This is a genomic window from Stenotrophomonas sp. PS02300, from assembly GCF_029959395.1.
Classification (GTDB): domain Bacteria; phylum Pseudomonadota; class Gammaproteobacteria; order Xanthomonadales; family Xanthomonadaceae; genus Stenotrophomonas; species Stenotrophomonas maltophilia_AD.
Genome location: NZ_JASCOP010000004.1, coordinates 18,381 through 39,785, shown reverse-complemented (window position 1 = coordinate 39,785; position 21,405 = coordinate 18,381). Strand labels below are relative to the sequence as shown.

Sequence of the window (21,405 nt, the reverse complement as noted above, 5' to 3'; positions counted from 1 at the left end):
TGCCAGCGCTGAGACTGTTCTTCGCAGTCTGCATCGTCATGGATCTATCAGGGAGAGAGATGCGGGGCGTATGCTTTTGCGCGCGTTCGATATAACCCAGCCAAATATCTCGGATTGCATTTTTGGCATATCAAACGAGCAGAGAGGTATAAGACATTCCATCCGCAGCGAGTTAGGCGTGGCGAAACAAACTCACCGCGAGAGGATGCTGCTTTGGCCGAGACGCTCGTTCTAATACCCGGACTGCTTTGTGATGCCATTATCTGGAAGCATCAGGTGGCAGCTCTGGGCGAACGATACGATATCCTCATACCTGACCTCACCCGTTTCGCATCGATTGAGGCCATGGCTGCCTCGGTGCTAAACAAAACATCGGCGCAGCTTTCCGTCGCCGGTCACTCGATGGGCGCGCGTGTCGCCATGGAGATGGCGCGGATGGCTCCCGAACGCGTAGAGCGTCTGGCCTTATTGGACACCGGCATCCATCCGATGCGCGCGGGCGAACCGGAGAAGCGAGCGCACTTGGTTGAGCTTGGGCAGCGTGAAGGAATGAGAGCAGCGGCGGACGCCTGGCTGCCTCCGATGGTCGCGCCCGGAGCTCTTGACGCCGACCCTTCGCTGCGCTCGGATCTCTATGCTATGGTCGAGCGAATGAACCCCGCGATTCATCAGGCTCAGATTACGGCCCTGCTCACGCGCCCGGACGCGCGGCAGGTCTTGCCGCTGCTGCGCTGTCCGGTACTCGTCGGCGTGGGGGAACTGGACGCATGGAGCCCGCCGGCCCAGCACCTCGACATCGTTGATGTCGTGCCGCAGGCGACTTATGTCGTCTTCGCTGGCAGCGGCCACATGGCCCCGCTCGAAGCGCCTGAAGCAGTTTCGCAAGCGCTCTCGGAGTGGATGCTGACCCCCCTATCGAAGGAGCACGCGCATGAATGATGCCGCCCGTTTCGGCATCGAACATGCCTGCGAGCGCCTGATCAAGCGCTTTGCGCAGCTTAACGACGCCCACGACCACGATGCCCTCGCCGAAATGTTCGTGAGCGAGGGCAGCTTTGCCCGGCCGACAGACCCGACCAATCCCGTCACGGGCCGGGAGGATATCCGCGCGTTCTTTCGCGACCGTCCCAAACGGATCACGCGCCACGTCATGACGAACATAGTGGTCGAGGTCTTGGACGAAAACGCTGCGTGCGCCAGAAGCTACGTCGTCCTCTATTCCGGCGAAAAAGGCGCGCAAGTGCTCCTCGGTGACTTCGATGACACCTTCCGCCGCGACGATGACGGCGCATGGAAGTTTCAGAGCCGCGCCGGCTCCCTCGCATTCGGCTGAGTAAAGCGGCCGGACAGCATGACATGGCCGCTGCCAAGCGCAGCCGCCCCAACAGGATTGAACGAAATGGCACGGATAATCGGTGGCATCGGAACCTCTCACGTCCCGACGATCGGCGTCGCCTACGACAAGGGACGCCAGGCGGATCCCGTCTGGGCACCTTTGTTCGACGGCTACAAACCGGTCGCCGAATGGCTTGCAGAGAAGAAGCCGGACGTGTTGCTATTCTTCTACAATGATCATGCCAGCACGATGTTCTTCGACCTTTACCCCACCTTCGCGTTGGGCATCGGGGACCGCTTCCCCATAGCCGATGAGGGCGCGGGTCTGCGCGATCTGCCGCAAATTCGCGGGAACGTAGACTTCCAGGCGCATATCGGAGAATCGCTGGTCAACGACGAATTCGACCTTGCGTTCTTCCAGAACAAGCCCATCGATCATGGAATTGCATCACCGCTTCCGCTCATGTGGCCCCACGAGCCGGACTGGCCGGGGGTCGTCGTCCCCATCGCGGTCAATGTCCTGCAGTACCCGCTGCCCACCGGCCGGCGCTGCTATCGCCTGGGCCAGGCAGTGCGCCGCGCCATTGAAAGCTATCCAGAGGACCTTTCGGTCGTGGTGGTCGGCACCGGCGGGCTTTCGCACCAGATTCATGGGGAGCGAGCCGGCTACAACGACACTGATTGGGATATGGAATTTCTCGAGCAGCTTTGCGACACGCCGGAAAAGCTGCTCCACTTGCGCCACGCGGATTACGTGCGCCTCGGCGGCGCCGAAAGCGTTGAGCAGATCATGTGGCTGGCAATGCGCGGCGCCCTGCCCGATCGTCTGACCGAAATCCACCGTAACTACTATCTGATGACCACCACGGCGATGACCGTCGTGGTCTATGAGGAGGCAGGTGAGCGCGCGCAGCCTTCCGCAGCAAGCACCAGCGTGGAGGCCTGACCGATGTTCACCCAGAACCCGCAGACCGTCGGTATCGAAGAACTCACCGGCACGTACGTCTTCGATCTGCGTACCTGCAACCGTACACTGGCGTTTAACCGTTTCTTCTGGAACATGATCCGTCCGAAGTATCGCCAAGCCTTCCTCGACGACGAGGAGGCTGCGATGACGGTAGCCTCCCTTTCGGACGAGGAGAAGGCACTCGTGCGCGCGCGTGACTGGCTGGGCATCGTCCAGTATGGCGTCAACTTCTTCGTTCTCGAGAAATGGGCACGCGTAGTGCGGCGGACGAACCTCGAAGTCTATGCCATCATGCGCGGCGAGACGCTCGAAGAGTTCATGCAGACCCGAGCAGTGCCGCACGCCACCTGAACTGACGCGGCCCGCGATGCCCTTTTCAAGGTAGGGCAGCGCACGCTAGGATGGCGGCATGGCGCGCTACCTCGAACAACGATTGAAGATCCGGCATTTGCGCGTGATTGAGGCTCTTGACCAGCACAAGAGCCTTCTGCGGGCCTCAAAGGCGCTCGGCGTCAGTCAGCCCGGTCTCAGCCGAACCTTGCAGGAAGTCGAAGATATCGTCGGCTGCGAACTGTTTGAGCGGCATCCCCGGGGCGTGCAACCGAACGCTGTCGGACGCCTGCTGGCAAGAGGCGCCCAGCGTCTCCTGGGCGGCATGCGCCAGATCGAGGCCGACCTCGGAGAGCTGTTCGAGGAACACAAGCGAACGATCCGCGTCGGCGCGCTGCCTGTCGCGGCGCACGGACTTTTGCCGACGGTGATTTCAGACGCGACCGACCGAGGCTCCCACCTCGGGGTCGAGGTCATCGAAGGTCTGACGACGCAATTGCTGCCCGCCCTGCATTCGGGCGAGATCGACGTCGTGGTGGGCCGCCTCTACGAGCCGGATGCACCCGATGGCCTGATCCGGCGCGCACTCTATAGCGAGCCCGTCGGTCTCATAGCCCGCAGCGACCATCCCCTGTTCGAACTCGATGGCGTGACTGCAGAGGACGTGCGGCGCTTTCACGTCGTCTCTCCGGCCGTGAGTACTCGCGTCGAACACGACGTGCGTACCGCGCTCTCCGCCATGCAGGTAGACCTAGATGTGTCCATTCGGTCGACATCGGTCGGGTTCATGCGCGAGTTGTTGCTAACGGGAAATTTCATCTCGGCGATGCCGAAGGTCCTTGTTGCGGGCGACCTGGAAAGAGGGCTGCTTCGCCTCATCCCGATACCGCTTCCGGCCCCGCCGCGCCGCGCGGGCATCATTTACCGCGAAGGTTTGAGCGACGCAGGCAAATTACTTGTAGCGGCCATCGGTCGCGAGGTTGAGCGACTGGCGGCTAGTGGGATCATTGATGCGTTTAACGAGGATTGAGCCGGTCGGCCGGCTGCACAACATAAATGCCTGATTCGGAAGGTCCTAAGGTGTAGCAATACCTCGCAGCTCTGCGGGTGAGCATGCGGATGGATGCGATGGTCGCCGATGCGTTTGATGGTGCAATAGTGGTTTCCCGGTCCTTCGCGATGCGGCGGCATAGGCCAAGCCATGCGAAGATACGTTCGACAGCCCATCGTCGAGAGTACCGAGCCTTTTGATACGTTCAGCATCCAGTTCTAGATCCCCACGTGCTGACGGTTCGCTTCGCTCAATGGCCAGATCGTCAAACTCTGGCGGGATTTTTGCTATTTGCCATGCGGCTCAGCATCACCATCACCCGGCCACCTTCCGCCTCCTCTTGGCTTACCTGACGGCGCTTGTGGTAGAACTTCGCGCATCAGGGGCAAACTTGTTCGTCGTCTTGCTCATCGTAGACCCTCACTCTCAGGAGTTGCGGCCTCGGGCAATCCCGGGGCGGTCCATACCGGTGTTCAGCGTGTTGTAGAACGACCGCAAAATCGTAGGCCACGCATTGGCCGTAGTGTACGAAAAACAGGTGTTTTTCGACACCTGACACCCTTACCGTATATCTGTGCCCGTTTAATGTGACGCCCCCTTGTTGGAACCAGGGGTTGCGCACCAGCCAGCGATTGTTGCGCGGGCTAGGGTGAGGCAGGGGGAACGCTTGCGGCCAGTGCTCGCGCCAGGCTTCGACCACCCGGGTGAGCGGCGTCTTGCCAGTACCGAGGTGGTAGTCCATGGCGTAGCTGCCCAGCACGATGACCAGCGACAGGCGCTCGAAACGCTGCATGAAGGCTTCGCGCCAGGCGGGGGGCGCACTCCGGGCGTAGCGGCAGGTCACCGCTTTTGCCGGTGCCCGGATAACAGAAGCCCATGGGCAGAATGGCGATGCGGGTAGGGTCGTAGAAGGTGTCGCGGTCCACGCCCAGCCAGGCGCGCAGACGCGCGCCGCTGGCGTCGTCGAAGGGCACGCCTGAGGCATGGACCCGGGCCCCCGGTGCTTGGCCGGCGATGAGGATGGGCGCACTCGGGTGAAACTGGAAGACCGGCTGCACGCCGTGTGGCAGATGCGGTGCGCAGCGCGTGCAGGCGCGGACGTCGGTCAGAAAGGCGTCGAGTGTCGGCATGGCGCGCTTCCGGAAAGGGTGGCTCGCGCAGGACGGAGGTGCCATCCTGCGCGAAGCGTAACCCGGCAGCAAGTCAGTGCTGGGTCAGTGTCGGATAGCCCTGGATGAATACGCGGTCGGTCTTGGCCGCCGGCACATGGCAGCCCATGCAGTCGGCTTCGTAGCTGACGGCGACATTCTTGGCGGGGGCGTCGGCCTTGAACAGCGCCCAGCCCCAGCCGTCGCCCCACAAGGGGTTGCTGGCGAAACGGCCTTTGGCGTCCTTGACCATCACGAACCACACGGCCGCATCGGAACCCCAGACCACAGGGTTGCCAGTGGTCATGGCGCTGGTTTCGAGCTTGCGGATCTCTTTCACCAGCGTGGCGCCGTCCAAGAACTTGCCGGTCTTGCGGTAGTGCTCGGCCGAGGCCTTTAGTCGCCGGCCGTGACGGCCAGTGGCAGGACGAGGGCGCTGGCGAGCAGAGCGCCGGTGAGTGCGATTTTCATCGTGTTCTCCTTATATGCCTATGGAGATCAGACGGCGACCACGGGGAAATCCACCGTGGGGTCGGCGATGTGGTTGGTGTAGTTGGTGAGCGTGTTCAGCGCGACGTTGGCGATCACTTCCAGTATCAGGCCGTCGTCGAGCCCCGCGCGGCGGTAGTTGGCCATGGCGTCGGCCGACACCACGCCGCGTTGCTCGACCAGCGCGCGGGCAAAGCCGGCGATTGCATCGTCAAGTGCGTTGGCCGCCTGGCCGGTGCGGGCCGCGGCGATGGCCTCTGCCGACAGTCCGGCACCTTTGCCGATCAGGGTGTGTGCGCTCAGGCAATACTGGCAGCGATTGGCTTGACCGGCAGCGAGCGCAACGATCTCGCGCTGGGAGGCATTCAGGCGGCCGGTGCCCAGCGTTTCGGACAAGCCGAGGTAGCCATTGAGCGCCGCCGGCGCGTGGGCCAGCGTGGCGAACAGGTTCGGCACCATGCCAAGCTTGGCTTTGACGGCCTTGAGTGTGGCAGCGGTAGCGGCGTCAGCGGTGTCGATGGTCAGGGGGGCGATTTGGGTCATGTCTATCTCCGTAGTGGGTGAGGTGCAAGAGCACGTGGGCATGATCGCCCTTTGTTTGGTACGATATGGCACGTAAAGTATCAAATACGTAACCTATCGTCTTATATGGAGAGTGGAATGGCGGATCGACTGGCCGGCTTGCTCCGGCACTACTCGCTTTCGGCGCGCGTTTTTCACAGCGGCGCCTTCTGTGGGCAGCATCATTACGCGGCGCCGCATGGCTATATCCATCTGGTGCGGCGCGGCCCGATTACGGCGCGTTCGCCCGTGCATGAAGATCTGCTGGTTACCGAGCCGAGCCTGCTGTTTTATCCGCGCGTGGCGTCGCATCGTTTTGTCGCCGCCCCCGGCGATACCGCTGAGCAGTTGTGTGCGGAGGTCGACCTGGGCGCTTCGACGGGCAATCCGTTGGCCATGGCCTTGCCGTCGATGCTGCTGATTCCGTTGGCGGACTTGCCCGGCCTCGGGCCGACGCTAGAGTTGCTGTTTGCCGAAGCCGAGCGCGACCAGTGCGGTCGGCAGGCCGCCATCGACCGCTTGTGCGAGTTGCTACTGATCCAGTTGCTGCGTTATCTGATGGATGGGCGGCTTGGCGCCACCGGACTGCTGGCGGGCCTGGCCGACCCGAAACTCGCGCGCGCCATAACCGCCATGCACGATGCGCCGCAGACCGCGTGGTCGCTCGAGGCGCTGGCGGCGAAGGCGGGCATGTCACGCGCGCGCTTCGCCGCCGCGTTCAAGGACGCGGTGGGCGTCACGCCGGGCGACTATCTGGCCGACTGGCGGATGAACGTCAGTTGCACCCTGCTCAAGCAGGGGCGGCCGGTGGCGGTGGTGGCCGACCGCGTCGGCTACGGCAGCCCGAACGCTCTGGCGCGCGCCTTCCGCGTGCGCATGGGCTGCGCCCCGCGCGACTGGCTGGCGCAGCAGCGCGGTGACGCGGCGCTCAGCGGTTCGTGAGTTTGAGTTCGATTCGCCGGTTCTTGGCGTAGGCGGCGCCGGTGTTGCGCTCGTCGAGCGGGTGAAATTCGCATCACGCCGGAACAACTGGCGGAACTCCAGGTGGCGATCCGTCAACGGCTGGTCAGTCTGTTCGTGCGGCGCGGCCGGCTGGACAAGGCTGAGTCAGTGGCGCAGGTAGCTGGATGACGCTGTCCCGCCCTGAGCCGACGCTCACAGGCGGGGATTTCCAGTGTCGTCATTGTCGGCTATTGGCCGGCAGCAGCCCGTCGTTGCCTGATGGATCCAACCCCTCCGCTGCTATAGTGCAGTCGGCTTCTGACGTTCAGTGCAGCCGTCTTCTGAAAACGACATCTTCTTTCGCATTCTTTGACACATGCCCGCAAAGGTCATAGATTTCAGCCTGACAAAAGCAGGGCTTGAGGCGCAACGGAACAGAAAGTGCACTTAGCCCCCTTGCTCACCTTCAACGCGGAGTTGTTCTGATGACCTTTCTATGGGTTGGATTAGGGTTGGTAGTCGCCGGGCTGTGGTGGGGAACGGTTGTCTGGCGGCGGGAGCAGGCAGACCCTTGGATAAATCCACCAACTCCCGAGGCGCGGCGTTTGCTTCGAGCCGCGAGCCTGCATTTGCATTGCCACATTCTCGGCAGGCCTGCGGTAGACCAGGACGCGCCGTCGTTCGTTGGGGTAGATGCCCTCCAGGCACTTTATCTACGTGACGGGGTGATCTTTTTCGAGAAGGGGATCGCCACCTTGCCGGATGGAACCCAAGTCGAGCTGGGGGCACTCACTCATGAAGTGCTCGAAGTGCTTCGAGAAACCTACAGCGCCTTGGATGCCGCTTCAGCAGTGATCACTGACTATGCCACCACCTTCAATACTCCCGAAGAGTTAGAGAAGAGCGAGAATGAAATCCTGCGAAAGATCGCTGGCTACGGGAACATGTACCCGATGCAGAGCGCGATCGCTCGACTGGCATTGTTACTCAATCTCGATCCCGACAAGAACGATGTTGGGATTGGCGGCAAAGTGTTGTGGGAGCGCATCCGCCGTTGGCGTTGGCCCGAGCGCCATTTCTCGGCGGAGCAGTAGGCGTGCAGGGACATCGCATTGGCTACGTCCGGGTCAGCAGCTTCGACCAGAACCCGGAACGCCAGCTGGAGGAGACCGAGGTGAGCAAGGTGTTCACCGACAAGGCCTCGGGCAAGGACACTCAGCGCCCCCAGCTCGAAGCGCTGCTGAGCTTCGTCCGCGAAGGTGACACCGTGGTAGTGCACAGCATGGATCGCCTGGCGCGCAACCTCGATGACCTGCGCCGCCTTGTGCAGAAGCTGACCCAGCGCGGCGTGCGTATCGAATTCCTGAAAGAGGGCCTAGTCTTCACCGGCGAGGACTCGCCGATGGCCAACCTCATGCTGTCGGTGATGGGTGCCTTCGCCGAGTTCGAGCGCGCCCTGATCCGCGAGCGGCAGCGTGAGGGTATCGCCTTGGCCAAGCAGCGTGGCGCGTACCGAGGCCGCAAGAAAGCCCTGTCCGATGAGCAGGCTGCTACCCTGCGGCAGCGAGCGACGGCCGGCGAGCCCAAGGCGCAGCTTGCCCGCGAGTTCAACATCAGCCGGGAAACCCTCTACCAGTACCTCCGCACGGACGACTGATACATGCCGCGTCGCTTGATCCTCTCGGCCACGGAGCGGGACACCCTGCTTGCGTTGCCAGAAAGCCAGGATGACATGATCCGCTACTACACCTTCAACGACTCCGACCTGTCGCTGATCCGCCAGCGGCGCGGCGACGCCAACCGCCTAGGCTTCGCGGTGCAGCTCAGCCTGCTGCGCTACCCCGGCTATGCGTTGGGCACCGACAGCGAGCCGCCCGAGCCGGTCATCCTGTGGGTGGCCAAGCAGGTTCAGGCCGACCCGGCGAGTTGGGCGAAGTACGGCGAACGCGACGTGACCCGCCGCGAGCACGCCCATGAACTGCGCACCTACCTGCAACTGGCCCCGTTTGGCCTGTCCGACTTCCGCAACCTCGTGCGCGAGCTGACCGAGTTGGCCCAGCAGACCGACAAGGGCTTGCTGCTGGCCAGCCAGGCTCTGGAGAGCCTGCGGCAGAAGCGGCGCATCCTGCCGGCGCTGAGCGTAATTGATCGGGCCTGCTCGGAGGCCATTGCGCGGGCTAATCGGCGGGTCTACCGCGCCCTGGTCGAACCACTCACGGACTCGCACCGTGCCAAGCTGGACGAACTGCTGAAGCTCAAGGCCGGCAGCAGCATCACCTGGTTGACCTGGCTGCGCCAGGCACCGCTGAAACCCAACTCTCGGCACATGCTTAAGCACATCGAGCGGCTGAAGACATTTCAGCTGGTGGACTTGCCCGAAGGGCTGGGCCGGCACATCCACCAGAACCGCCTGCTCAAGCTGGCCCGCGAAGGGGGGCAGATGACGCCCAAAGACCTTGGCAAGTTCGAGCCGCAGCGGCGCTACGCGACCCTGGCCGCCGTAGTGCTGGAGAGCACCGCGACTGTGATTGATGAGTTGGTCGATCTGCACGACCGCATCCTGGTCAAGCTGTTCAGCGGCGCGAAGCACAAGCATCAGCAGCAGTTCCAGAAGCAGGGCAAGGCGATCAATGACAAGGTGCGCCTGTACTCGAAGATCGGCCAGGCTCTGCTGGAGGCAAAGGAAAACGGCAGCGATCCGTACGCCGCCATCGAGGCGGTGATTCCCTGGGACGAATTCACCGAGAGCGTCAGCGAGGCCGAGCTGCTGGCCCGGCCGGAGGGCTTCGACCACCTACACCTGGTCGGCGAGAACTTCGCCACCCTGCGCCGTTACACGCCGGCCCTGCTGGAGGTGCTGGAACTGCGCGCTGCACCGGCCGCGCAAGGCGTGCTGGCGGCCGTGCAGACCCTGCGCGAGATGAACGCCGACAACCTGCGCAAGGTGCCGGCGGATGCCCCTACCGCCTTCATCAAGCCGCGCTGGAAGCCGCTGGTGATCACCCCGGAAGGCCACGACCGACGCTTCTACGAAATCTGCGCGCTGTCCGAGCTGAAGAACGCCCTGCGCTCCGGTGACATCTGGGTCAAGGGTTCACGGCAGTTCCGCGACTTCGACGACTACCTGCTGCCGGCAGAGAAGTTCGCCGCGCTCAAGCGGGAACAGGCCCTGCCCCTGGCGATCAACCCGAACAGCGACCAGTACCTGGAAGAGCGCTTACAGCTGCTGGACGAGCAGTTGGCCACCGTAACCCGGCTGGCCAAGGACAACGAGCTGCCCGATGCCATCCTCACCGAGTCCGGGCTGAAGATCACCCCGCTGGATTCTGCGGTGCCCAATACCGCGCAGGCGCTGATCGACCAGACCAGTCAGCTGTTGCCGCGCATCAAGATCACCGAACTGCTGATGGATGTGGACGACTGGACGGGTTTCAGCCGCCACTTCACCCACCTGAAGGACGGTGCCGAGGCCAAAGACAGGACATTGCTGCTGTCAGCAATCCTGGGCGATGCGATTAACCTCGGGCTGACCAAGATGGCCGAGTCGAGCCCCGGCCTGACCTACGCCAAGCTGTCCTGGCTGCAAGCCTGGCACATCCGCGACGAAACCTATTCGGCGGCCCTGGCCGAGCTGGTCAACCACCAGTACCGCCATGCCTTCGCCGCCCACTGGGGCGACGGCACCACCTCATCCTCCGATGGCCAGCGCTTCCGGGCGGGCGGCCGGGGCGAAAGCACCGGGCACGTCAACCCGAAGTACGGCAGCGAGCCGGGGCGACTGTTCTACACCCATATCTCCGACCAGTACGCACCGTTCAGCACCCGCGTGGTGAATGTCGGCGTGCGTGACTCCACCTATGTGCTCGACGGCCTGCTGTACCACGAGTCCGACTTGGGGATCGAGGAGCACTACACCGACACGGCCGGTTTCACCGATCACGTCTTCGCCCTGATGCACCTGCTGGGCTTCCGCTTCGCACCGCGCATCCGCGACCTCGGCGAAACCAAGCTGTATGTGCCGAATAGCGTCCAGGACTACCCGACATTGCGCCCAATGGTTGGTGGCACCCTGAACATCAAGCACGTCCGCGCCCATTGGGACGACATCCTGCGCCTCGCCAGCTCGATCAAGCAGGGCACCGTCACTGCCTCGCTGATGCTGCGAAAGCTCGGCAGCTATCCACGCCAGAATGGCCTTGCCGTGGCCCTGCGCGAGCTGGGCCGGATCGAACGCACCCTGTTCATCCTCGACTGGCTGCAAAGCGTCGAACTGCGCCGCCGCGTGCATGCTGGACTGAACAAGGGTGAAGCGCGCAACTCCCTGGCCAGGGCGGTGTTCTTTAACCGCCTCGGCGAGATCAGGGATCGGAGCTTCGAGCAGCAGCGCTACCGGGCCAGCGGCCTGAACCTGGTGACGGCCGCCATTGTGTTGTGGAACACGGTGTACCTGGAGCGCGCCACTCAGGGGTTGGTCGAGGTCGGCAAGCCGGTGAACGGTGAGTTGCTGCAATACCTGTCGCCGCTGGGCTGGGAACACATCAACCTGACCGGCGATTACGTCTGGCGGCAGAGCCGCAGGCTGGAGGACGGGAAGTTCAGGCCGCTACGGTTGCCCGGAAAACCTTAGCGTACGATTTTTTCCGAATTCTGCGGGCTCCCCAGGTAGACCTTGCGGGCGATGTTGGACAGGTACAACGCCTCTTCCACGGCGGTGTTGCCGCCGCCGACCACCACTACGTCCTGGTCGCGGTAGAAGAAGCCGTCGCAGGTGGCGCAGGCCGATACGCCGCGGCCCTTGAAGGCTTCCTCGGAGGGGATGCCCAGGTACTTGGCGGTGGCGCCGGTGGCGATGATCAGCGCATCGCAGGTGTACTCGGCGCTGTCGCCGATCAGCCGGAACGGGCGCTGGGACAGGTCGGCGGTGTGGATGTGGTCGAAGATCACCTCGGTCTCGAAGCGTTCGGCGTGGGCCTGCATGCGGCTCATCAGGTCCGGGCCCATCAGGCCATGCGCGTCGCCGGGCCAGTTGTCCACTTCGGTGGTGGTCATCAGCTGGCCGCCCTGCTGCAGGCCGGTGATCACCACCGGCCTGAGGTTGGCGCGGGCGGCGTAGACCGCGGCGGTCCAGCCGGCCGGGCCGGAGCCGAGGATCAACAGCGGGATGTGTCGGGTCGTGCTCATGACTCAATAACTCCGTGCGTCGGCAGGAAAGTAGCGCTTGCCCAGCCGCAGGGCGACATGGACCAACAGGATCAGCACCGGCACCTCCACCAGCGGTCCGATGACCGCCGCGAAGGCGACCGGCGAAGCCAAACCAAAGGCGGCGATGGCGACGGCGATGGCCAGCTCGAAGTTGTTGCCAGCAGCAGTGAAGGCGATCGCGGTCGTGCGCGGGTAGTCCTTGGCAATGAACTTGCCCATGAAGAAGCTCAGCACGAACTGAATGATGAAATAGAGCGTCAGCGGGATCGCGATGCGCACTGCATCCATCGGGATGCGCAGCACATCGCCTCCCTTCAGGCTGAACATGGCAACGATCGTGAACAGCAGCGCCGCCAGCGTGATCGGACTGATCGCCGGCAGGAACTTCTCTTCATACCAACGCACGCCCTTGCGCGCCTTGAGCCAGCGGCTGGTGAGGAACCCTGCGAGGAAGGGGATGCCCAGATAAATCAGCACCGCCTCGGCAATGGTCCAGAAGCTGACGTCGATCACGCTGCCCTGCAGCCCGAACACCGGCGGCAGCCACGACAGGAAAAACCAGGCATACACACTGAACAGCGCGATCTGGAAGATCGAGTTGAAGGCCACCAGCCCGGCCACATACTGCCCATCACCGCGGGCGAGCTGATTCCAGACCAGCACCATAGCGATACAGCGTGCCAGGCCAATCAGGATCAGGCCGGTCATGTATTCGGGGTAGTCGCGCAGGAACAGCACCGCCAGGCCGAACATCAGGAACGGACCGATGATCCAGTTCTGCACCAGCGAGAGCATCAGTACGCGCTTGTCGGCGAACACCTTGGGCAGCTCTTCGTACTTCACCTTGGCCAGCGGCGGATACATCATCAGGATCAGGCCAATGGCGATCGGGATGTTGGTCGATCCGATCGACAGGCTGTGGAGCGCGCTGGGCACGCCTTCGAACATCGCGCCCAAGCCGACGCCCAGGGCCATCGCCAAGAAAATCCAGAGTGTAAGGTACCGGTCCAGGAAGGACAGGCGGGGGGAATCAGTAGTCATGGCAGGTCTCGGAAAAGCGGTTAGTCGATCTGCGCGATCGGGTCGAGGCGAGCCTTCAGCGCTGCGCGGTCGTCCCAGGCGCTGTCAGGAATCTCCAGGAAGGCCTGCAGGCGTCGCTTGATGGTCTGATGGGCACGGTCAAAGGCTTCTGCCTTCTGCGCATCCGAACCTTCCACGCCGGCCGGGTCGAACAGGCCCCAATGCACGCGAACGAAGTCACCAAACACCACCGGGCACGCCTCGGCGGCCGCGCTGTCACACACGGTGACGATCAGATCCATGGCAGCGGCATCGGCTTCGGCAAATTCGTCCCAGGACTTGCTGCGCATGCCCTCGACCGGGAAGCCTTCGCGCTCCAGCTGGGCAATGGCAAAGGGATTGACGCGACCGGCCGGCTGGCTGCCCGCACTGAAGGAGAGATAGCGGCCTTCGCCCCATTTTTTAAGGGTCGATTCGGCAAGCACGCTGCGGGCGGAGTTGCCAGTACACAAGAACAGAACACGACGGGTCATTTGAGCGATCTCTAGGAGGGGGGGAGGTCAGCAGCCAGCAGGACGTTCGCAGGCCTGTTCGTCGGCGCAGCAGTTTTCGGTCAGGTAGGCAACCAGCGAGCTCATCGCCTCGAACTCGGCGCGGTAGCAGATGGTGCGACCGCGCTGCTCGGCGGTGATCAGGCCAGCGGCCAGCAACTCCTTCAGATGGAAGGAGAGGGTGGCACCGGGAAGGGAGAGGGACTGGGCGATATCGCCGGCCAGCTTGCCGCCACTTCCGGCTTGGACCAGCAGGCGGAAGATGGAAAGCCTGGTGGCGTGACCCAAGGCAGCCAGGGCGTGGGTTGCGTTCTTATGTTCCATGCTTCTAGAATAGTCGAATCAAATTGGCAGGACAACCCCCATGCAACACCTCCCCAATGTCGTCCCCGGCGCCTTGAACCCTCCGGCGGCCGAAAAGCTGAGCGAGCCGAATGCCGCGCCACACCGGCCCCGCATCCTGATCCTGTACGGCTCCCTGCGGCCGCAGTCTTTCAGCCGCAAGCTGGCTTTGGAGGCGCAGCGGCTACTGGAACATCTGGGCGCGGAGACTCGACTGTTCGATCCGCATGAGCTGCCGATTCTCGATTCGGTGCCGGCCTCACACCCCAAGGTGCAAGAGCTGCGCCAGGCCTCGTTGTGGTCCGAAGGGCACGTGTGGGTCAGCCCGGAACGGCACGGGACGCTGACTGCCGTGTTCAAGAACCAGATTGACTGGCTGCCGCTGGAAGAGGGCAGCGTACGCCCGACCCAAGGTCGCACCCTGGCAGTGATGCAGGTCTGTGGCGGCTCCCAGTCCTTCAACGTTGTCAACGCGTTGCGCGTTCTCGGCCGCTGGATGCGGATGGTGACGATTCCGAACCAGTCCTCGGTGGCCAAGGCCTGGCAGGAGTTCGATGACGAGGGGCGCATGAAGCCGTCGGCCTACTACGATCGCGTGGTGGACGTGATGGAGGAACTGGTCAAGTTCACCCTGCTGGTGCGCGGGCGCAGTGACTACCTGGTCGACCGCTACAGCGAGCGCAAGGGCGCCGTTGAAGCGGCGGCGCTGGCGGCCGCTGCAGGCGTGGTCGAGACCATTTTGAATCAGGAGGAAAGTGCGTGAACGCTGTCATCTACCACAACCCCAAGTGCGGCACCTCGCGCAACACACTCGCGCTGATCCGCTTCGCCGGGATCGAACCGGAAGTGATCGACTACCTGGCCCACCCGCCCAGCCGCGCGCGCCTGGTCGACCTCATCACGGCCGCAGGGTTGAGCGTGCGTGATGCCATCCGGCAGAAGGGCACGCCGTATGACGAGCTGGCACTGGGCAATGCAGCACTGAGCGACGACGCGCTGCTTGATGCGATGCTGACGCACCCGATACTCATCAATCGTCCTTTGGTACAAACCGATAGGGGTACCCGTCTGTGTCGGCCATCAGAAGTGGTGCTGGACATCCTGCCGCCGCTGCCCGGACCGTTCCGAAAGGAAGATGGAGAGTGGGTGACCGGGCATACCGGAAGCTCGACGCCGTGATCCCATTGCTTGGCTGGGCTCGCTGCCGTTGAGAACCACAGGAGGTCATGCCCTATGTCGCCGCTCGATCCCGCAACAACCGAAAGCGCGTGGCGCGTCTTCCTGGTGTTCCTGCGACTGGGACTGACGTCCTTCGGCGGCCCGATTGCCCACCTGAGCTATTTCCGCCACGAGTTCGTCGAGCGTCGCCGTTGGCTGACGGACCGTAGCTATTCCGATCTGGTGGCCCTGTGCCAACTACTTCCGGGCCCGGCCAGCAGCCAGGTTGGAATGGCGCTTGGCCTGCGTCGAGCCGGCTGGCCTGGTCTGGTGGCCGCCTGGGCAGGCTTTACCCTGCCCTCGGCCGTGCTGATGATCCTGTTTGCCTTGGGCGTTGCCGGATACCAGGGCATCGTTGAATCCGGCTGGCTGCATGGCCTGAAGATCGTGGCAGTTGCCGTGGTGGCCCAAGCGGTATGGGGAATGGCCCGGTCCCTGTGCCCGGACCGTCTGCGCGCAGGGATGGCATTTGTTGCCGCTGTGTTGACCTTGGCCATGCCCTCGGTCGTCGGCCAGATCGTGGTGATCATCTTCAGCGGACTGCTCGGTCGCTGGATGCTGAAGATCGAACCAGTTTCCGGCCAATCAGACGGCGGCTATCCCGTCTCGCGAAGAACCGGCACGGTGGCACTGGTGCTACTGGTGCTGCCACTTGTTCTGCTGCCGGTGTGGGCCGCGGCGAGCGGATCCCCCCTGGCCATGCTGTTGGAGGGGGTCTACCGCGCCGGCGCCCTGGTCTTTGGCGGCGGCCACGTCGTGCTGCCATTGCTGCAGACCGCGGTTGTCCAGAGCGGCACCGTGAGCACGGCAGATCTGCTCGCCGGGTACGGTGCGGCGCAGGCGGTGCCGGGCCCTCTTTTCACATTCGCAGCGTACCTGGGGGCCATGGCCGCGGGTCCGTTGAGTGGCTGGGCGGGAGGTCTTACGCTGTTGGCGGTCATTTTCATGCCTGCCGTTCTCGTGCTCGTAGGAGTGCTGCCCTTCTGGGAGTCGCTAAGCCACCGCAAGGATCTGCAGGCTTCAATTGCAGGCGTCAACGCCGGGGTCGTCGGGATCCTGCTGGCAGCGTTGTACGACCCGGTGTGGACGAGTGCGATCCATGACCGATGGGATGTCACGATGGCGCTGGTTGCGTTCGGGCTACTGGTCGTCGCGCGTGCACCGCCGATCGTGGTGGTGTTGCTGGCTGCCATGGCGGGTTGGGCGATGGCGCGGTAGTCAGGGCATCTGCCAGAGCATATAAGCCGCCGTCATGAAAATGAGTAGCGCGAATGCAACATTCAACACTCCACGGTGCTCTGCCAACGCTGCTGATGCGCGCGCTCCGGCGATTCCGCCCGCACTTCCAGCAACGACGAATGCGGCAGCAAGTGGCCAGTTGACCAGGCCGGATTGAGCATAGTTGATGGCAGTCGTCAGACCGAAAGCGGAGACAGCTACGAGGGAGCTGCCTATTGCGGCCAGCATCGGCATGCCCGTGGCGGCCATCAGCCCAGGGACAACCAGGAAGCCGCCGCCAATACCGAAGAATCCGGAGAGTGCCCCGGAGAACGCCCCTAATCCGAGCAGTGCCGGCATGTTCCCTTTGCTGAGGCGGACGCTTGCATCACCTTCCGCATTGCGTTTGCGCAGCATAAGAATGCCTATCACGACCATCAGCAGGGCAAACATGAACAATAGTCGCTGCCCATCCACGGCCTTACCTAAGCTGGAGCCCAGATAGGCGCCAGCGATGCCTGCCAACGCGAAGACCGACGCGCACGGCCATCTCACGTTTCCCCGGCGGGCATGAACGAAAAGGTTGGAAAGTGCATTGGCAGCAACCGCCAATGCACTGGTACCGATGGCGACGTGTGGACTGTCGATGCCCACCAGGTAAAGCATGAGCGGGACAGCCAGAATAGAGCCGCCTCCGCCGACCAGCCCGAGTACGAAGCCCACCAGAATGCCGGAGAGTCCACCCAGCGCGAGCTGCAACAGGGAAAGGGTTTCCATGTCAGTTGGCCGTTAGGCAGCGGAAGAGGGGGCGCCTCGCAGGCGCGAAGCAAGAGAGGACAGGTCGTAACCAGCCTCACCGGCAATGGACAGCACCTGTTCGGGCGTAGCTCCGCCGTTACGAACCTGGGATAGGGCCCATAGCGACGTCGAGCGGGTGCCGGTCCTGCAGTAAGCGACGATGGGTGCAGGCAGTTGTTCCAGCAGCACGCCAAACTGCTGCACATGTCCATCGGTGATGCCGCCAGGCACGACGGGCAGATAGGCAAAGCCCAGGCCCGCCCTGGAGCAGGCCGCCTGCAGTGCAAGGTGATCGGGCTGGTCCGGCTGCTCGCCGTCGGGTCTATTACAGATGACACTCGAGATGCCCGCCTTTTTCAAGGCAGGTATGTCGGTGGGAACCAGTTGGTCGGTCACATGCAAGCTCGGCGCAAGTGAGTGCAGATTCATGGCGAATTCTCTGTTGAGCGGGGACGGTGGAGGAGCCAGTGGAGGAGCATGCCGACGACCATGGCGGCCGCGAAAACGAGTGCAAAGGGTTGACCCGTTGGCAACAGTGCAATGGCCGGGCCCGGGCATACGCCTGCCAGCCCCCACCCAACGCCAAACACTGCCGCGCCAATGACCAGGTTCCGGTCGATCTGACGCTGATTGGGAATGTGCAGCGCCGCAGCGAGCACAGGAGCATTGCGTGCGCGGACCCATCGATAGGCGATCGCTGACGGAATCAGCGCCCCGGCCATGACAAGTGCCAGTGATGGATCCCACCTGCCTGTGACGTCAAGAAAGGCGAGTACGCGCGTGGGATTGGCCATGTCCGAGACGACCAGGCCCAGGCCAAACAAGGCGCCACACAGAACTGCCGCCAGCCGGATCATGTTCCGCCTCCGATCATCATGCGGACAACCGCCACGGTCGCCATGCCCATGAGCATGAAAACGCCCGTGGCAACCATGGAGCGTGGTGACAGCCTGGCCAGGCCGCAAACGCCGTGACCGCTCGTGCAGCCAGATCCGAGGCGGGTTCCAAAGCCGACCAGCAGCCCGGCCAACACCAACAACGGCGTAGCGGAGATTGAAAGCGACGGCAGCGAAATGGGCTTGACCGCGAGCGCCAGCCCGGACGCCACCAGCAGTCCTGCCAGGAACAGGGCCGACAAGGAGCGGTCGCCAGCGGACGACAGGCCAAGAGTGTTGGCAAGCAAGCCGGAGACGCCGGCAATGCGACCGGTCAGCACCAGAAACCCACCCGCTGCCGTACCGATCATCAGGCCGCCGATGACGGGCCAGTACCACGCCAAAGAGGGGAGGGTCATAGCAGGTCCACCGGCAGTTTGAGGTAGCGCACCCCGTTGTCATCTGGGTCGGGCAGATGGCCCGCGCGCATGTTGACCTGCACTGAGGGCAGGATCAGGCGCGGCATGGGGAGCGTCGCGTCGCGGCTCTCACGCATCTCCACGAACATGTCCTCCGTCACGCCTTGATGCACATGGATATTCGCGGTTCGTTCCGCGCCTATGGTGGTTTCCCATGCGAACCGATCCCGGCCCGTGGCCTTGTAGTCGTGGCAGAGGAACACCCGGGCGTCATCCGGCAGGGCCAGTAGACGTTGGATGGAGCGATAGAGCTGGCGGGCCGAGCCACCGGGGAAGTCGCAGCGGGCCGTGCCGTAGTCCGGCATGAACAGAGTGTCGCCCGGAAAGACCGCATCCCCGATGACGTAGGCCATGCACGCAGGGGTGTGGCCTGGCACGTGCAAGGCAGTTGCCTGGAGATTCCCAACGGTGAACTCCGCGCCATCGGCAAACAGATGGTCGAATTGGCTCCCGTCGCGCTTGAACTCCTTGCCAGCGTTGAAAACCTTGCCGAAGGTGTCCTGCACGCCGGTGATGTGCTCGCCAATGGCAAGCGTTCCGCCGACCCGCCGCTGCAACCACGGTGCAGCGGAAAGGTGATCGGCGTGGGCATGCGTTTCCAGCAGCCACTGAACCTGCAGCCCTTCGTCATGAATGTACTGGACCAGCGCCGCGGCGGAGTCGGTCGAGGTGCGTCCAGAGGGCATATCGAAATCAAGAACGCTGTCGATGATGGCGCACGCCGAAGACCGGGGGTCGCGTACCACGTGGCTGGCCGTAAAGGTGGCGGGGTCGAAGAACGTCTTCACGCAAGGCGAAGGCGTGTGGCCACCTCGCGCTTCACGCACGATGTCTTGAGCTCTCTCCAATGAAGAATCGACGACGACAGGCCTGTTCACGACTCGCTCCCGGTGGTTGTATGATGGATATTAATACATACTTACGTAAACTATGTAAGTGCCGCTTCGTGTCCTTTGTCCGGTTCAGCTGGCGTGCGGATTAACAGGTACGCTCTAGCTCTCCTTTCTGGTGAACCGCTCTTGACCAACCGCCTCACCGCCAACAACCTGGCCGACATGAAGGAACGGGCGCCTGAAGTGGCCGAGTTGCTGCGCTTCATGGCCACGCCGTCGCGTCTGCTGTTGCTTTGTCAGCTGTCCCAAGGGGAGTCGACCGTCGGTGCCCTCGAGGAGGCCACCGGCATCCGACAGCCGGCCCTTTCCCAGCAGCTCGCCGAACTGCGTCAACGGCATCTGGTGACGACCCGGCGAGAGTCACGTTCAGTCTTCTATCGCATCAATGACAGCCGCGTTGAGGCGATGCTGGTTGCCATGCACAGGATCTTCTGCGTGGATCAGTCCGACGACCGGGAGTGAGCAGACGTGGCGTGCCGTACGCTGGCACCCACCGCGCTGATGATCGCTCCAGCCGACGCCAACAGCACATCCTTGTGCGCATCCCACACGTCGCCCTGGATGCCGAGATAAGCCATTCCAAGGTCCTGGTCGACCACCAGAACCGCGCCCCATTCGATCAGTTCATAGGCAGCGGACGTGGCGACGATGAACTGAGTGGCAATCAGGGTCAGCGTCAGCTCGCTGGCCACAGCACGCCTTGCGTAGAGCTCTCTCGCCGCGGGAAAGACCAATACGCCGTAGGCGAGGTGAACGAGTCTGTCGAAATGGTTGCGATCCCAGCCGAACAGGTCGGTGATCCTGTAGCCCGCAAGTTTCTGCGCCCAAGCGTCGTAAGGGACTTCCGAGTACGTAAAATGAGCGCCCACGGCATGCAGGCACAGAAAAAGCAGAAGCGAGACATTGGTTGCGGGCCGGAACGGGCGCTTCCACTGCTGGAAGACAACGTAGGGAATGGCGATGAATACCAGCAGATTCTCCAGCAACCAGTCGCGCCGGTGGTAGGGTTCGACTGCGGCAAGCAGCCAGCACCCTATGTAGATTCCAAGGCAGAACAGCGCGAAGCGCCAGGAGTCCGACTGCGTGCTCCCCAATCTGCCTTTCGCCGCTGCCGAGGCACGATCCTGGCGTTGGGGGTACTCAATGGGCATAAAGGACCGGAATGGTCGCCCCCTGCAATAGCTCCATCGTCATCCCTCCGATGGTCCGCTCGCGCAGGCGGGAGTGTCCGTATCCGCCAACCACGATCAACGTCGCCTTGGTCGCGCGGGCGTGATCGAGCAGGACCTCGCTGGAACGGCGGTGTCTGGCAAGCAGCCGGGTGGCCGATGCGGCGATGCCCCAGCTCCGGAGGTGTTCAATGAGGGAAGCTGTGACAGTGCCAGCAGCACCCTCCATCTCGTCCGAATGGCTGCATATCTCCACCAGAAGGACAGTCTGCACCTGCTGTAGCAATGGGATCGCGCTGTGCAGGGCGCGGCATGCGTTTGGGGTGTCTTTCCAACCCACAATCGCACACGAGTGGTCGCTTGCCCGCCAATGCGGCGGCACCACCACAACGGGCCTTCCCGCGTCAAAAAGCAGCGCATTGAACAGGGCCACGCCCGCTGGGTCGGCCTTGGCGAATCCTGACCAGCCCCCGACAATGGCCAGATCCGCAGAGAAGGCCAGTCGAGCGGCGAGCTCTGCAGGAGATTCAATGCCCGCTTCGTGAACTTCTACGGAAACACCAGGGTGCTCTGCGATTCTGGCCCTGATCCTTGAGGCTCTTTCCGAGGCCTCCCGCCGACATGCGTCCTGGGCAGCCAGGAACGATGCGCGGGGCGTCGGATCAGCAGTCCCGATCGCCGGCGGAGGCAGGTCGACCGTTTCGATGATGCGCACCCGCGCGTCCTGCGACCTGCCGATCTCGACGGCGAAGCGGATGGCCGCGTCATCTGCTGATGAGTCTGACAAAGGCACAAGAATATCCTTCAACATGGCTCT

26 protein-coding genes and 3 pseudogenes are annotated in these 21,405 nt (G+C 63.1%); 13 read left to right on the top strand and 16 right to left on the bottom strand.

What is annotated here, in order from left to right; all coding sequences use genetic code 11:
- Nucleotides 1-213 precede the first annotated feature (213 nt).
- The 5 genes from QMX79_RS02075 (at nt 214) to QMX79_RS02055 (ending at nt 3,662) form a co-directional block, all read left to right on the top strand.
- Nucleotides 214-939 (top strand): alpha/beta hydrolase, encoded by a 726-nt coding sequence (locus QMX79_RS02075; RefSeq protein ID WP_049881452.1) that lies wholly within the window; start codon nt 214-216, stop codon nt 937-939.
- Entirely contained in the window at nt 932-1,333 is a 402-nt protein-coding gene (locus tag QMX79_RS02070) for a nuclear transport factor 2 family protein (protein ID WP_015063459.1), read from the top strand. The genes QMX79_RS02075 and QMX79_RS02070 overlap by 8 nt, the downstream gene beginning before the upstream one ends.
- 66 nt (nt 1,334-1,399) lie before the next feature.
- Complete coding sequence (locus tag QMX79_RS02065; protein WP_015063458.1) at nt 1,400-2,281, top strand: gallate dioxygenase; 882 nt, start codon at nt 1,400-1,402, stop codon at nt 2,279-2,281.
- Between the two features lie 3 nt (nt 2,282-2,284).
- A complete protein-coding gene (locus tag QMX79_RS02060; protein ID WP_015063457.1) occupies nt 2,285-2,653 on the top strand; it encodes a protocatechuate 4,5-dioxygenase alpha chain in 369 nt (122 codons plus the stop codon).
- Nucleotides 2,654-2,711: 58 nt separating this feature from the next.
- Nucleotides 2,712-3,662, top strand: a complete 951-nt coding sequence (locus tag QMX79_RS02055) for a LysR substrate-binding domain-containing protein (RefSeq protein ID WP_015063456.1) — start codon at nt 2,712-2,714, stop codon at nt 3,660-3,662.
- A 52-nt stretch (nt 3,663-3,714) separates the two neighbouring features.
- On the opposite strand, the pseudogene QMX79_RS02050 reads toward QMX79_RS02055, so the two are convergent.
- The 5 genes and pseudogenes from QMX79_RS02050 to QMX79_RS02030 form a co-directional block, all read right to left on the bottom strand.
- Nucleotides 3,715-3,864: pseudogene (locus tag QMX79_RS02050) on the bottom strand (IS5/IS1182 family transposase); the annotation flags it as partial.
- A 198-nt stretch (nt 3,865-4,062) separates the two neighbouring features.
- On the bottom strand, nt 4,063-4,476 hold the full coding sequence (locus tag QMX79_RS02045; protein WP_282243935.1) for a uracil-DNA glycosylase family protein: 414 nt from the start codon (nt 4,474-4,476) through the stop codon (nt 4,063-4,065).
- Nucleotides 4,477-4,537: 61 nt separating this feature from the next.
- Nucleotides 4,538-4,813 (bottom strand): annotated as a pseudogene (locus QMX79_RS02040) (uracil-DNA glycosylase family protein); the annotation flags it as partial.
- Between the two features lie 73 nt (nt 4,814-4,886).
- Nucleotides 4,887-5,189, bottom strand: coding sequence for a cytochrome P460 family protein (locus QMX79_RS02035; protein ID WP_003830782.1), 303 nt, complete (start codon nt 5,187-5,189; stop codon nt 4,887-4,889).
- Nucleotides 5,190-5,329: 140 nt separating this feature from the next.
- Nucleotides 5,330-5,863 (bottom strand): carboxymuconolactone decarboxylase family protein, encoded by a 534-nt coding sequence (locus tag QMX79_RS02030; protein ID WP_032437899.1) that lies wholly within the window; start codon nt 5,861-5,863, stop codon nt 5,330-5,332.
- 117 nt (nt 5,864-5,980) lie between these two features.
- Between QMX79_RS02030 and QMX79_RS02025 the strand changes: the two genes are divergently transcribed.
- The 4 genes from QMX79_RS02025 to QMX79_RS02010 all read left to right on the top strand — a co-directional run bounded on the left by QMX79_RS02025 (nt 5,981) and on the right by QMX79_RS02010 (nt 11,450).
- Complete coding sequence (locus tag QMX79_RS02025; protein ID WP_003830784.1) at nt 5,981-6,823, top strand: AraC family transcriptional regulator; 843 nt, start codon at nt 5,981-5,983, stop codon at nt 6,821-6,823.
- Nucleotides 6,824-7,308: 485 nt separating this feature from the next.
- Nucleotides 7,309-7,917 (top strand): hypothetical protein, encoded by a 609-nt coding sequence (locus QMX79_RS02020; RefSeq protein WP_014003956.1) that lies wholly within the window; start codon nt 7,309-7,311, stop codon nt 7,915-7,917.
- Between the two features lie 2 nt (nt 7,918-7,919).
- Nucleotides 7,920-8,480, top strand: coding sequence for a recombinase family protein (locus QMX79_RS02015; protein ID WP_014003957.1), 561 nt, complete (start codon nt 7,920-7,922; stop codon nt 8,478-8,480).
- Nucleotides 8,481-8,483: 3 nt separating this feature from the next.
- Nucleotides 8,484-11,450, top strand: coding sequence for a Tn3 family transposase (locus tag QMX79_RS02010; RefSeq protein WP_126941428.1), 2,967 nt, complete (start codon nt 8,484-8,486; stop codon nt 11,448-11,450).
- Here the strand turns inward: QMX79_RS02010 and QMX79_RS02005 are convergent.
- The 4 genes and pseudogenes from QMX79_RS02005 to QMX79_RS01990 all read right to left on the bottom strand — a co-directional run.
- Nucleotides 11,450-12,004 (bottom strand): annotated as a pseudogene (locus QMX79_RS02005) (FAD-dependent oxidoreductase); the annotation flags it as partial. The gene QMX79_RS02010 and the pseudogene QMX79_RS02005 overlap by 1 nt on opposite strands.
- 3 nt (nt 12,005-12,007) lie before the next feature.
- Entirely contained in the window at nt 12,008-13,066 is a 1,059-nt protein-coding gene (gene arsB / locus QMX79_RS02000) for an ACR3 family arsenite efflux transporter (RefSeq protein ID WP_282243815.1), read from the bottom strand.
- Between the two features lie 20 nt (nt 13,067-13,086).
- Nucleotides 13,087-13,578 (bottom strand): arsenate reductase ArsC, encoded by a 492-nt coding sequence (locus QMX79_RS01995; RefSeq protein WP_032960056.1) that lies wholly within the window; start codon nt 13,576-13,578, stop codon nt 13,087-13,089.
- Nucleotides 13,579-13,605: 27 nt separating this feature from the next.
- Nucleotides 13,606-13,920, bottom strand: a complete 315-nt coding sequence (locus QMX79_RS01990; protein WP_012480201.1) for a metalloregulator ArsR/SmtB family transcription factor — start codon at nt 13,918-13,920, stop codon at nt 13,606-13,608.
- Nucleotides 13,921-13,960: 40 nt separating this feature from the next.
- Here QMX79_RS01990 and arsH point away from each other — a divergent pair, with 40 nt between their 5' ends.
- The 3 genes from arsH to chrA are packed head-to-tail and all read left to right on the top strand — an operon-like array spanning nt 13,961 to nt 16,374.
- On the top strand, nt 13,961-14,701 hold the full coding sequence (gene arsH / locus QMX79_RS01985) for an arsenical resistance protein ArsH (RefSeq protein ID WP_282243811.1): 741 nt from the start codon (nt 13,961-13,963) through the stop codon (nt 14,699-14,701).
- Nucleotides 14,698-15,117 (top strand): arsenate reductase (glutaredoxin), encoded by a 420-nt coding sequence (gene arsC, locus QMX79_RS01980; protein ID WP_046982947.1) that lies wholly within the window; start codon nt 14,698-14,700, stop codon nt 15,115-15,117. The genes arsH and arsC overlap by 4 nt, the downstream gene beginning before the upstream one ends.
- Before the next feature lie 54 nt (nt 15,118-15,171).
- Complete coding sequence (gene chrA / locus QMX79_RS01975) at nt 15,172-16,374, top strand: chromate efflux transporter (RefSeq protein WP_046272486.1); 1,203 nt, start codon at nt 15,172-15,174, stop codon at nt 16,372-16,374.
- Here the strand turns inward: chrA and QMX79_RS01970 are convergent, their stop codons facing one another.
- Genes QMX79_RS01970 through QMX79_RS01950 form a run of 5 tightly spaced genes read right to left on the bottom strand, consistent with a single transcriptional unit; the run spans nt 16,375 to nt 19,353 of the window.
- A complete protein-coding gene (locus tag QMX79_RS01970) occupies nt 16,375-17,136 on the bottom strand; it encodes a sulfite exporter TauE/SafE family protein (protein ID WP_080341470.1) in 762 nt (253 codons plus the stop codon).
- A gap of 27 nt (nt 17,137-17,163) precedes the next feature.
- Nucleotides 17,164-17,601, bottom strand: a complete 438-nt coding sequence (locus QMX79_RS01965) for a TIGR01244 family sulfur transferase (protein WP_049430400.1) — start codon at nt 17,599-17,601, stop codon at nt 17,164-17,166.
- Complete coding sequence (locus QMX79_RS01960; RefSeq protein ID WP_046272483.1) at nt 17,598-18,029, bottom strand: YeeE/YedE family protein; 432 nt, start codon at nt 18,027-18,029, stop codon at nt 17,598-17,600. Before QMX79_RS01960 ends, QMX79_RS01965 begins: the two co-directional genes overlap by 4 nt.
- Nucleotides 18,026-18,466: a YeeE/YedE family protein gene (locus QMX79_RS01955; protein WP_282243804.1), complete on the bottom strand. Its 441-nt coding sequence runs from the start codon at nt 18,464-18,466 to the stop codon at nt 18,026-18,028. The genes QMX79_RS01960 and QMX79_RS01955 overlap by 4 nt, the downstream gene beginning before the upstream one ends.
- On the bottom strand, nt 18,463-19,353 hold the full coding sequence (locus QMX79_RS01950) for an MBL fold metallo-hydrolase (protein ID WP_282243932.1): 891 nt from the start codon (nt 19,351-19,353) through the stop codon (nt 18,463-18,465). Before QMX79_RS01950 ends, QMX79_RS01955 begins: the two co-directional genes overlap by 4 nt.
- 228 nt (nt 19,354-19,581) lie before the next feature.
- Here QMX79_RS01950 and QMX79_RS01945 point away from each other — a divergent pair, with 228 nt between their 5' ends.
- Complete coding sequence (locus QMX79_RS01945) at nt 19,582-19,881, top strand: metalloregulator ArsR/SmtB family transcription factor (protein ID WP_032967187.1); 300 nt, start codon at nt 19,582-19,584, stop codon at nt 19,879-19,881.
- Here the strand turns inward: QMX79_RS01945 and QMX79_RS01940 are convergent.
- Nucleotides 19,860-20,570 carry a DUF2238 domain-containing protein gene (locus QMX79_RS01940; RefSeq protein ID WP_049430396.1) on the bottom strand — a complete coding sequence of 237 codons (711 nt, stop codon included), beginning with the start codon at nt 20,568-20,570 and terminating at the stop codon, nt 19,860-19,862. The genes QMX79_RS01945 and QMX79_RS01940 overlap by 22 nt on opposite strands.
- On the bottom strand, nt 20,560-21,399 hold the full coding sequence (locus tag QMX79_RS01935) for a universal stress protein (RefSeq protein WP_049430394.1): 840 nt from the start codon (nt 21,397-21,399) through the stop codon (nt 20,560-20,562). Before QMX79_RS01935 ends, QMX79_RS01940 begins: the two co-directional genes overlap by 11 nt.
- Nucleotides 21,400-21,405: the final 6 nt, after the last annotated feature.